General features: G+C 69.6%; 8 protein-coding genes. 5 read left to right on the forward strand and 3 right to left on the reverse strand.

Going from position 1 to position 11,542, the window contains the following annotated elements:
* The first annotated feature begins 92 nt into the window (after positions 1-92).
* From AW272_RS06265 to AW272_RS06275, 3 genes are read left to right on the forward strand one after another with little or no spacing between them, the layout of a single operon-like run.
* Complete coding sequence (locus tag AW272_RS06265) at positions 93-953, forward strand: hypothetical protein (protein ID WP_157518390.1); 861 nt, start codon at positions 93-95, stop codon at positions 951-953.
* 24 nt (positions 954-977) lie between these two features.
* A complete protein-coding gene (locus AW272_RS06270; protein ID WP_169807498.1) occupies positions 978-1,781 on the forward strand; it encodes a DUF4397 domain-containing protein in 804 nt (267 codons plus the stop codon).
* Positions 1,782-1,797: 16 nt separating this feature from the next.
* A complete protein-coding gene (locus AW272_RS06275) occupies positions 1,798-2,442 on the forward strand; it encodes a class F sortase (RefSeq protein WP_066361728.1) in 645 nt (214 codons plus the stop codon).
* On the opposite strand, the gene AW272_RS06280 is transcribed toward AW272_RS06275, so the two are convergent.
* Complete coding sequence (locus tag AW272_RS06280) at positions 2,439-4,307, reverse strand: serine/threonine-protein kinase (RefSeq protein ID WP_157518392.1); 1,869 nt, start codon at positions 4,305-4,307, stop codon at positions 2,439-2,441. The genes AW272_RS06275 and AW272_RS06280 overlap by 4 nt on opposite strands.
* A gap of 46 nt (positions 4,308-4,353) precedes the next feature.
* On the opposite strand from AW272_RS06280, the gene AW272_RS06285 reads away from it, so the two are divergent.
* Positions 4,354-5,178, forward strand: a complete 825-nt coding sequence (locus tag AW272_RS06285; RefSeq protein WP_066362524.1) for a DUF4253 domain-containing protein — start codon at positions 4,354-4,356, stop codon at positions 5,176-5,178.
* 127 nt (positions 5,179-5,305) lie between these two features.
* Here the strand turns inward: AW272_RS06285 and AW272_RS06290 are convergent, their stop codons facing one another.
* Complete coding sequence (locus tag AW272_RS06290; protein WP_218010802.1) at positions 5,306-9,538, reverse strand: discoidin domain-containing protein; 4,233 nt, start codon at positions 9,536-9,538, stop codon at positions 5,306-5,308.
* A 372-nt stretch (positions 9,539-9,910) separates the two neighbouring features.
* Here AW272_RS06290 and AW272_RS06295 point away from each other — a divergent pair, with 372 nt between their 5' ends.
* Positions 9,911-10,816 carry a hypothetical protein gene (locus AW272_RS06295; RefSeq protein WP_066361732.1) on the forward strand — a complete coding sequence of 302 codons (906 nt, stop codon included), beginning with the start codon at positions 9,911-9,913 and terminating at the stop codon, positions 10,814-10,816.
* A 63-nt stretch (positions 10,817-10,879) separates the two neighbouring features.
* On the opposite strand, the gene AW272_RS06300 is transcribed toward AW272_RS06295, so the two are convergent.
* Entirely contained in the window at positions 10,880-11,503 is a 624-nt protein-coding gene (locus AW272_RS06300; protein WP_066361733.1) for an RNA polymerase sigma factor, read from the reverse strand.
* Positions 11,504-11,542 lie beyond the last annotated feature (39 nt).

The following is an 11,542-nucleotide window of genomic DNA, read 5'->3' on the forward strand; positions in this document are numbered from 1 at the left end:
GCCTTGTATGACCACATATGGTGGTTGCCATGGCTTGTGCCGGTATGGTCACCTAAGCCGATTGATGTGGCTGCTGGGCGTTGGGGGTGTTCATGATGTTCGGCCTGCCGGGGGGACGGCAGGCGCGCGCTGCCGGAGGGCTGGCGCTGGCGGCGGCGGGACTGATGGTGGCCGGCGCCTTCGTCAACTCCCGCGCGATCCAGCAGGTCGCGACCACCACCGAGCCGATGGCCCAGGTCGACGTCGCCGCACAGCAAAGGGAGCAGGCCGCCACTTGGGTGGCCCGCCAGGTCACCGGGATCGTGGGCTGCGACGCTCCCGTCTGCGCACTATTGGCCGCACGCGACGTCGAACCCTCGCGCCTGCTGCCCTTACGCGGTCAGGAGGATGTCCTGAACGCGGACGTCGTCGTGGTCACGCCGGCCTTGCAGGCGACTTTCGGTGCCGGACTCGCACCGATCACGGCACCCGAGCCGCTCACGACCGTGGGGGACATCAGGGTGCTGCAAGTCACGCCGCAAGGAGTCGGCACGTTCGCGAAAGCGCTGGAGCGTGACATGCGCGACCGGCGCGAGGCCGGGCGGGAACTCCTCGCCAATCCCCGGCTGGCGGCGACGCCGAAAGCGACCCGCCAACTCGCCGAAGGTGAAGTGGACGCGCGCATTCTTATGTCGCTGGCGGCGCTCGCGGCCTCGCATCGGCTCTATATTCGGGGGTTCGGGGACGGCGGGGGCAACGCGAGGGAAGCGCCGTACCGGAGTGTCGAGATCTCGTCGGTCGACGGGGATACGCCGACCAGTGCGTCGGTTTCCGGGATCGTCAGGTTTCTTGAGGCACAACAGTCACGATTTCATCCCATTGAGGTTAATATCGCTCGACCGGTCGACGCAGTGTCAACAATCCTGCGCATACGGTACACAGCGCCGAGCCCCACCGGCTCGTTGTCCTCATGACGGAGCACAATGAATCTCCCGCGCGTGGCCCGGTTATTCGCCGGCGCCCTCCTGATCATCGTCTGCACGGCCACTCCCGCCCACGCGGCGCCTCAAGTCGGGCATGTGCGGCTTGCGCACCTGTCCCCCGACACGCCCGCCGTCGACGTCTACCTCTATCCGTTCGGCGGTGACCGGGCCAAGCTCGTGTTGAACGCGGTCCCCTACGGCGGGGTCTCGCCCTACCAGAATCTGACCGCCGGGCAGTACACCGTCGCCATGCGGCCCGCCGGGGCCGCCGCCTCCACCCAGCCGGTGCTGTCGGCGAACGTGCGTGTCGAAGGGGGGCACGCGTACACGGTGGCGGGGATGGGGCCGTACGAGAGCATTCGCCTGCAAGTCCTCAACGACTCCCTGGAACTTCCCGATGGGAAGGCGGGGCTGCGTGTCATCGCCGCGTCGCTGAAGGAGCGTAACGTCACGATCACCGCCGGTGGCATGGAGGAGGATCTGCGCTTCGCCGACACCCCCGAATACACCGAGATCGACGCGGCGATGCAGAAGATCACCGCGCAGGCGGGTGACGAGAGCGCCTCCGCCGATGTGCGGCTGACTGCCGGATCGACCAACACGGTCGTGGTCCTCGACGGCGACCGGGGGCTCAGGCTCCTGCCGCTGACCGACGCCGCCGCGCCGGGCGTGACTCCGCGGGGCGCGGTCGACACCGGGATGGGTGGGCTCGCCCCCAAGGGCACTTCGGTCTGGTGGTTCGCGCTCGCGGGCGCGCTCGTTCTCGCCGGGACCGCTTTTCTCGTACGGCTCCGCCACCCCTCCGGCAGAACGACGTGAACCTGCCGAGCGGGGCATGAGACGCATCGCCTCCGTGCTGGCCGCCGGGCTCCTGATCTCAGGATGCTCAGCCCCGGCCGCCGACCCTCCAGCGGTTCTGGCGGCGGAAACCACCCAACCCGAAACCACCCAGCCCGGGACCCTCGACCGGACGGCCGCCGAGGCCGCCGGTTGGGGTCCCGTCCCCGGCCAGGTCGCGCAGGTCCGCCCGCGCAAGCGGTACGCCGAACCCGTCGAGATCGTCATCCCTGCCATCGACGTGCGCTCCCGGCTGGAACGGCTGGCACTCGACGCCCACGGCGTCATGATCCCGCCGAAGAAGGCCGAGATCGCCGGTTGGTACGCCGACGGCGTGCGCCCCGGCGATCCCGGGCCCGCCGTCATCGCCGGGCACCTGGACTCGACGTCGGGGCCGGGTGTGTTCGCCGACCTCGGCAAGCTCAAGCCGGGCCAGAAGATCCTCGTGAAGCTCAAAGTCGAGACGGTCACCTTCGAGGTCGACGCGGTCCGTACCTATGCGAAGAAAGAATTCCCCACCCGTCAGGTCTACGGCGCCTCCCCCGACGCGCAGCTCCGGCTCATCACCTGCGGCGGGACGTTCGACGACGCCCGAGGCCACTACGCCGACAACGTCATCGTGTTCGCCACCCTCAGGCGCTAGAGCCGCCAGGTGCGGACCGTTCCGTCCCGCCCGCCCGCCACCACGACAGGCGCTCCGTCGGCCATCGTCACCGCCACCGACGTCACCCACCCCTGATGCCCGGTCAGCGGGGTGCCGATCGCGGTCCCGGTGGCGAGGTCCCAGACCCGCACCGTGCCGTCCCAGCTCCCGGAGATCACCACGGGACGCCCGTTCAACTCGGTCGTGGCGAGCGCGCTGACCCGGTCTGTGTGTCCCTGGTACGGCCGGCCCAGGGCGGTGCCGGTCTGGAGATCGAAGACGCGCAACCCGTTGCCGTCGGCGCTGACCACCACGGGCCGCGCGCCCACCGACGACACGGCCAGCACCTCGCCGGGGAGCGGGAACGGGGTGCCGACGGTCTCGCCCGAATACACGTCCCACACCTCGGCCAAGCCGTCGAGAGTCGCCGTCACTCCGACGTCCCGGCCCTCGACGATGGTGAAGGCCACGGCGGTCGCGCCGCCGCCCAGCCTCAGCAGCGTCTTCCCCGACGCCAGGTCGGTCACCCGCACGGAGTCGGGGCCGGTGGTCACCACGGCGGTGTGCTCCCCCACCCGGGTCACGGCGAGGGCGAGCACGTCGCCGACCTTCGCCCGGAAGGGGATCTTGCGGCCCGACGACAGGTCGGAGAGCCACACCCCGGCGCCGTAACCGCCGCAGACCACCACGGGACGCTCGCCGACCAGGCCGACCGCCACCGACGAGATGCTGAGCGCGTCGACCGGGCGGGCCTTACCGATCGCGGCACCCGTCATCAGGTCGGACAGCCGGGTCGTGCCGTCGCGTCCGGCCGAGACGATCACGGGGCGGGCGTCGAGCGTTCCGGCGGCGACCGACAGTACCTCTCCCTTGTGGCCGGTGAAGGGCGCGCCCACCGGGCGGCCGAAGACGGCGTCGACGGGCAGGCTCATCGGGGCGACCGTGACGACGGGCTTGGGCGCGGGTTCCGGCAGGAAGGAGACGGCCCCCGCCCCGATCAGCAGAGCGGAGGCGCCGATGAGCACCCAGCGGCGGCGGCCGGAGCGTTCCTCCGTCTGGTGGCCCTCGTCGCGGGCGTGGACGAGCGTCACGAGCAGGTCGGCGGCCGTCGGGCGGTCGGCGGGGTCCTTCGCCAGGGCGGCCGCCACGGTGTCGCGTAAGCGGGCCGGCACATACGACAGGTCGGGTTCGCGGGTGATGATGCGGTTCATCACCGCCGGGATGCTGTCGTTGCCGAACGCGGGCCGCCCGGTCGCCGCGAACGTCATCGTGACGCCCCACGAGAAGACGTCGGAGGGCGGTCCGGGACGCCGGCCGGCCAGTTGCTCGGGCGACATGTAAGCGGGGGTGCCCTGCACGCGGCTGGCTTCGGTGCCGGCCGCGTCCACGACCTGGGCGATGCCGAAGTCGATCACGCGGGGGCCGTCGGCGCCGAGCAGGATGTTGGCCGGTTTGAAGTCGCGGTGCACGATGCCCGCCCGGTGGATCGCGGCCAGCGCCGCCGCGGTGCCGACCGCCAGGCGGTCGAGGGAGCCCGCGTCGCGCGGTCCCTCGCGTCTGACCAGGGCTTCCAGGGACTCGCCGTCGACGTATTCGCTGACGATGAAGGGGCGTTCGCCGGTCACGTCGGCGTCGATGACGCGGGCGGTGCAGAACTGGGCCACTTTGCGTGCGGCGGCGACCTCATTGTGGAAGTCGCGCTTGCCGAAGACGCGGGCGTGGAGGACTTTGACGGCGACCGGCTCGCCCTTTTCCGTGTGCGCGTGGAAGACGGTGCCCTGGCCGCCTTCGCCGATCAGGCCGGTCAGGGTGTAGCTTCCGGCCTTTCGCGGGTCGCCCGGCCGCAGAGGTCGGGGAACCGGCATGACCACACGATAACCGTACGAACAGCGTGTGAACTATTCTTTCGCCGTGCCGGTTAGAAAGGGGCTACTGCCGCCCGAGCTACGCGAGCTGTTCGCCGACGACGGCGTGCGGCGCGAGCTTACTGTGGAGTTGCCTCCCGGCGTGGGCGTGTGGCCCGACCCGACGTTCGAACGCGGCCGCCCCCACCGGCGGCCGGCGTTCTGGCTGAGCGACGAACCCGTGTCCGGCGAGCTGTGGTCGCAGCTGCGCGACGAGCACCCCGCCTCGGGCCTCTATCCGCTGCTCCTGGAGGAGTCGGTGCAGCCGTGGTCGGTCGGCCAGATCGCCCCCGACGACGCCGACCGCATCAGCCTGTTCCACGCTCAGGCGTTCATGGACGAGGTCTGGGCCGACTGGGTCGAGAGCGCCTCCCGCGACCAGATCGGCAACCTGGAGCCCTTCGGGCCGGTCTCTCCCGGTCTGGCCGAACCCGGGGTGCCGGTGGCGCACCCCGACGTGGTCGCCGACTGGTACGCGCGGGAACTGGCCCGCAACAACACCCCCCTGGGCCTGGTGGCCGCCGAACGCGGCGCCGATGCGCTGGCCGTCATGGGCTGGCAGGGCGCCGTCAACCACAACGAGTGGGCGGTGCCGATGGCGGCCGTCATCCGGTCGTGGGAGGAGCGGTTCGGGGCGCGCGTGGTCGGGGTGGGGTTCAACACCCTCGACCTGTCCGTGGCGGCGCCCCCGACCACCGAGTTGCACGCCGTCCACGTCGCCGCCGAGCACTGGACGTTCTGCCCCGACAGCATCGTGCAGGGGCCGGGCACGCTGGAGGACTACGCCGAGCAGATCAGGGGGCGCAACGCCTGGTCGTTCTGGTGGGACTGAAAAAGCCCTTTCTTTTACGGCTCCGCACCCCCTTGAGCGGTCCGCGAAAACGTACACAACCCAGCAGTAAAAGGCGCTGCCCCCGGAGGTTGGCCTCCGGGGACAGCGCCCGCTCAGCGGGGCACCACTAGTTGATGTTCAGGGTGAACGTCGACGTGGTGTTCTTGATGTTCTGGAAGTTGTTGCTGAAGGTCAGGTTGTTGAAGGTGGCCGAGCCGACCGCCGGGCCCTGACCGGCTTCGGGCATTTCGTTGACGTAGATTCCGACGCCCGACTTCGCGTCGAAGGCGTCGCCGCTCTTCTGCGCGCCCGAGATCGACACGTTGTTGAAGATCGTGTCGGTGTGCGGGAACTCGGCGGCGCCGTTGTACTTCGTCTGGAACATGATGCCGTGGTAGGTCGGTTCCACGATGTCGATGTTGTTGATCCGGATGCCCTGGAACTCCTTGGAGGCCGAGAACATCCAGATGCCCGGGAAGGTCTGCGCGCCCCAGAAGTGGCCGCCCGACCGGACGATCGAGATGTTCTCCAGGGTGGTCGGCTGGGTGCCGAAGCCCTTGAACTGGTAGCCGAAGTCCAGCGACGAGACCGTGATGCCCGAGTAGCACAGCGTGTCGGCGATGTAGATGTTGCGGAAGGTGTTGTTCTGGCCGCCGTAGACCGCCAGGCCCGCCGCGCGCCACGGGGTGGTCACCGAGAGGTTCTCCCAGAGGTTGCCCGTGTTGTCGCCCTGGACGATGTCGATCGCATTGAACAGGGCGAAGGCGTCGTCACCCGTGGAGCGGGCGTCGATGTTCCTGACCGTGTTGTTCTTGCTGTTGTTGGTCAGGTTCAGGCCGTCGGCGTACATGTTGCGGACGCGGCTGTTGGTCAGCAGCAGGTTGCTGACGTTGGTGCCCCACACCATCACCATCTGGTGCTCGATCCACATGTTGTCGATCGAGATGTTGCTGATGCCGGTCAGGTTCCAGACCTTGCCGGGACCGTCGTTGCGCGAGGTGTAGTTGCCGAAGACCGCGAAGCCGCCGAAGGAGGTGCCGTTGGCCGACGACTGGACGTCGAAGCCGATGTCGGAGTTCTCCTGGCTGGTCGGAGCGTAGAACCTGGTGTACCAGGGACCGGCGCCGATGACCTTGATGGCCTTGCCGTAGACGGTGACCTTGCTGGAGACCTGGTAGTCGCCGGCGGGGAAGTAGACGCCTTCCCAGCCGCTCTCCATGCGCGCCTTGTCGAGGGCGGCGCTGACGGCCTGCTGGGTGAAGCCGGTCGGCACGACGTACTTCGTCGGGTCGGGGTTGGCGATCGGGGCGACCTGCTCGGTGTTGATGAAGTCGATCGCGTAGTTGGTGTCGTTGCCCGGGTCCTTCTGGAGCTTGATCTTCGTACCGGCCGGGAACGAGGCGTTCAGGAAGATGTTGGCCTCGTCGTAGATGTGGCGCGGGCCGCCGGAGCCGGGCGAGTTGTTGGGGCTCGCCTCGTTGCCGTACTGCCACATGTACTTGGACGTCAGGTTGATCGCCTTGTGGAAGGTGCCGTTGACGTAGACGTTGAGTTCCTCGTTGATGCCACCGCCGCCGGCCGCGTCGGGGATCGAGAAGCGGGTGACCAGGGTGTTGGTCTGGGCCCGGGTGGTGAACTCGACGAAGGCGCCGCTGGTGTTCAGGGTGACGGCGCGGCGGCCGCTGGCCTCACCGCCCAGGTCGCCGATGATGCGGTTCGGGCCGACGATGCCGGCGCCGCCGCCGCGGACGGCGTCCTCGGCCTCGATGTGGTCGTACGGCATGTTGGCGCCGCGGCCCACGAAGAGCGAGTTGTTGGTCGTGTTGTTGGCCTGCTTGACCGGCAGTTCGTTGCCGTCGTTGGCCAGCACGACGCGGACCGTGAAGCGGCCGTTGGCGGCGGTCCAGGTGCCGAGCGCGATCGGCGAGGTGGTCGCGCCGGCGGCGATGACGCCGGTGTGCGAACCGGTCAGCGTGCGGACCACGGTGCCCGCGTCGTTCAGGACGGTCAGGGTGATGCCGTGGGAGCCGCTCGCCGAGGCGATGGTGCCCTGGTTCTTGATGCCGACGCTGAAGTTGACGGTCTGGCCGCCCGAGGGGTTGCTCGGGGTCCAGGCCACCGGCGAGGCGACCAGGTCGGAGCTGTCGACCGGGCGGACCACCAGGGCCGTCGGGTTGACGAAGGAGTTGTTGCCGTCGTTCTGCTCGATGATCGCGTTGGCCTCGTCGGCCTTGGCGTTCACCGAGTAGGAGGCGGCGTCCTTGGCGCCGATGTTCGCGGTCACCGTGGTCTGGGTGCCCGCGGTCAGAGCGGGGACGGCGACGGTGGCGACGCGCGTGGTGTCGAGGTAGAGGTTCACCGACGACGCCGGGGCGTTGGCGCTGCCGTTGTTGCGGACGATCGCCGACAGGGTGATGGAGTCGGTCTCGACCGGGGAGGCGGGCGACCAGGTGGCCGAGGTGACGACCAGGTCGGGGTTGGGCGCGGCGGTGCCGAACACCTGGAACTCGGCGATCTGGCCGCCGGGGGCGCCGGTGTTGCTGGTGATGCTGATCCGCACGTCGGCCGTGGTCGCGGTCACCGGGATGGTGACGGTGTTCTGCGCGCTCGGGTTGAACGTGTAGTTGGCCGCCGACACCAGGTTCGTGTAAGTGGTGCCGCTCTGCTCACGGCCCAGGACCTGGATGTTCTGGGTGCGCGCGCCCCACGCGGACGACGGGTTGAGCTTCAGCACGACGGAGGTGACGTTGGCGTTGGCGCCGAGCTTGACGGTCAGCTGGCTCGGCCAGGTGCCCGACGCGCCCTCCCAGTAGGTGTCCAGGTTGTTGTCGTTGGCGTTGGCCGCGACGAACGAGTGGACGTGACCCGACTCGACGATCTCCTTGCCGGTGGCCAGGTTGCTGCCCGGCGGGTTGGAGCCGGGACGGGTGACCGAGTTGCTGTCGCCCGAGACGTTGCCCGCGGCGTCGCGCGCCCGCACCAGGTAGGTCACCGTGGCGGTGGCCGCCTGGGTGTCGGTGAAGACGAGCGTGGAGCCCGAGACGCTGCCCGCGGCCGAGCCGTTGCGGATGATGTCGTAGCCGGTGACGGCGACGTTGTCGGTCGAGGCCGTCCAGGTGAGGCGGATCTGGCCGGAGCCGGGCTCGGTGTAGGCCAGGTTGCCGGGGGTGGTCGGCGCCTGGGTGTCACCGGTCGACTGGCCCGTGCGGGTGACCGAGTTGGAGTTGCCCGAGACGTTGCTGGCGGCGTCCTTCGCGCGGACGAAGTAGGTCACCGTCGCGGTCGCGGGCTGGTTGTCGGTGTAGGTGAGCACGTTGCCCGCCACGCTCGCGATGAGCTGGCCGCCACGGTAGACGTCGTAGCCGGTGACGCCGACGTTGTCGGTGGAGGCGTTCCAGGCGAGCCGGATCTGGCCGGAGGCGGGCTCGGTGTAGACCAGGCTGCCCGGGGCGCTGGGCGCCTGGGTGTCGATGGTGCCGCCGGGGCCGTACACCTCGAACTCGGAGATCTGACCGGCGGCCCAGCCCGTGTTGGCGGTGATGTTCAGCCGCACGTAGCGGGTGGTCGCGGCGGAGCCGAAGTTGATCGTCACCGTGTTGCCGCTGGACGGGTTGAACGTGTAGCCGGCCGAGGGGACCAGCGTGGAGAAGCTGGAGCCGTTGGCGCTGCCCTGGACCTCGAGGGTCTGGGTGCGGGTCTGCCAGGCGGAGTCCGGCGGCAGCTTCAGCACGACGCGGTTGACGCCGACCGAGGAGCCGAGGTCGACCTGCAGCCACTCGGGGAAGACGTTGTTGACGCTCTCCCAGTAGGTGCCCGAGTTCCCGTCGGCGGCGTTGGGCGCCACGTAGTTCTGCGAGACGCTGCTGGCGGTCAGCGTGCGGCCCAGGGCGAGGTTGCCCGAGGAGCTGGTGACGCCGTAGACCTCAAGGGCGGAGAGCTGTGCCGACGCCCAGCCGGTGTTCGCGGTGATGTTCACGCGGACGTACCGGGTGCTGGTCGCGCCGAAGTTCAGGGTGACCGTGTTGGCGCTGCCGGGGGCGAAGTTCTGCCCGGCCGAGCCGACGATCGTCGACCAGCTGCTGTTGTTGAGGCTGCCCTGGACCGACAGGGTCTGGGTCCTGGCGCCCCATGCGGCCGGCAGTTTCAGGACGACCTGGTCGACGTTCTGGGCGCTGCCCAGGTCGACCTGGACCCACTGCGGGAAGGTGCCGCCGGAGCTCTCCCAGTAGGTCTCCTGGTTGCCGTCGGCGATGTTGGAGGTGGGGTAGGGGGAGTTCGTGCTGCTCGCGGAGGTGGCCTTACCGGCCGCGAGGTTGGGGCCGCCAGCAGCGGAAACCGGCTGGAGCGGCCCTACGGTCACGACGAGGACTGCTGCGACAAATGCCGCCAACAGCCGTAACGGTCCGTGCTTTCTCGTCATCGCCTTCTTCTATCTCTCGGCATGTCACTACAGGGGTCGGGGGGTACAGGAGCACGGACGCTGTGCATCCCTGAAGTTGCGAGGAAAAGATAGGAATCAAACATCACTTTGCAAGATTCTTGCGCAGTGATGGCTGAATGTTACAAGTGTGCTAAGAGGACGTCAACGGTCAGAAAACCCTGCCCTGATAAGCGGTTATGGTCCGCCCACTGGATCTTCAGTAGCCCACAAGTCGCCCACAAGCCGACCTGAGCATCGTGTTGCCTGGCGCCCGGTGTCCCCGGGCGCCAGAGCGGAGACCGGGGGACAGCGATGAGGGTGAACTGGCGGTTCTCCGCCGACGGGCGGTACGCCGCGTGTCTGGCGGCCGCCCAGGGCGACGTGTTCCGCCCGGAGGTCTGGGACTTCACCGGTCCCGACCCACTGGTGCGCCCGCTGGCCTCGGCCTGCGACGTCACCACCCAGATCAGCCCGCTCGGCGGCGAGCGCGCGCTGCTGTGCCGCAACGACGACGGCCGTCACCGGATCTCGCTGGTCACCCAGTCGACCGAGACGACCCTCACGGCCGGTCGCGGGCCGTGGATGCACCTGACCGACGACCTGGTGACGGGTGACGCGGTCCACCGGGTGACCGGTCACGGGCTTTCGAAGCTGGCCGATCTGCCGCCGGGCGCGAGCAGCCCGGGGGTGGTTCTCGCGCCCCGGCTCCTCGGCCTGACACGGCCGTCGGCGCCCGGCCCGGTGGTCCTCGATCTGGTGACCGGCTCGTGGGAGCTGATGCCCGGCGCGGTCACCGGCGCCCGGGTTCTGGCGGGGGGTCTGGTCGGGATGCCGGCCGGCCAGTCCCCCGAGTTGCGCTGGCGCGGCCGTCCGGTCCTCTCCGGGCTGCCCGCTCAGGTCACCGCCCTGGGCGGCGACGGGAGCCGGATCGCGCTGCGGGTGGAACGGGGCGCCGGTTCACGGCTGGTGATCTTCACGCCGTCGACCGGTGAGGTCGTCGAACCCGCGATCCCCGAGGGAACGCTGGGCCCGGCGGCGGGCTTCGACGGCGAGGTGGTGCGGGTGCCGTTCCACTCGCCGAGGGCGCCCGGTTCTGTGCTCACGGTCGGTCCCGGCGGGTTCCGGCTCGACCCGCCGGCCCGGCTCGCGGGGTCACGGGCCGGGCCGGTCGTGCACGGGAGGTGGCGGGACGCCGGTGAGGTCGCGGCGACCCGGTGAGCGGGCTCACCCACGGAAGGAGGTGGTCGACAGACAGGACCAGGGAGCGCTTTTCTGAGATCTTCACCGGACGGGGCACAGGCTCGGCCTGTGTCCCGCCTCCGGCTTCCCGGGCGACGCTTCGTGACGGCTTTCGGCCGGTCCGAATCGCAGGTGCCCGAGCATGCCCGCCAGCCGCCGCTGGGCACGGAAGGTGCGGCTCTTCACCGTGCCGAGCGGCACGCCGAGCGCCTCGCCGATCTCGGTCTGCGTCATGTCCTCGAAGTAGGCCATCCGCAGCACCTCGGCCTCCTGGGGGGTGAGCCTGGCCAGCGCACGGGACACCTGCACGGCCGTCCACTGGCGGTCCAGTGACGGCGGCGGCACCGCGAGACGGCCCGCGACCGCGTCCAGGTCGGTCGCGCTCGCGGCTCTGCGGGTCCGGCGGTGGACGTCGACGGCGGCGCGGCGGGTGATGGTGTAGAGCCAGGGCGCCAGCTCGCGGTCCGGATCGTAGGTGGCGGCCTTCTGCCAGATCTTGACCAGGGCCTCCTGTACGGCGTCCGCCGCGAGTTCGGAGTCGCCGAGCATGCCGTAGGCGGCGGCGAACATGGGCCGCGCGTAGCGGCCGGCGATGTCGGCGAAGGCCCGCTCGTCACCGCGCTGGAAGCGCGTCTCGAGCGATTCGCCGGTGACGAAACGGTTCATGGGGCCACCATGCGGGGCGCTCCTGTCACGGAGACTTCG

The sequence above is a fragment of the Herbidospora mongoliensis genome, from assembly GCF_001570545.1.
Classification (GTDB): domain Bacteria; phylum Actinomycetota; class Actinomycetes; order Streptosporangiales; family Streptosporangiaceae; genus Herbidospora; species Herbidospora mongoliensis.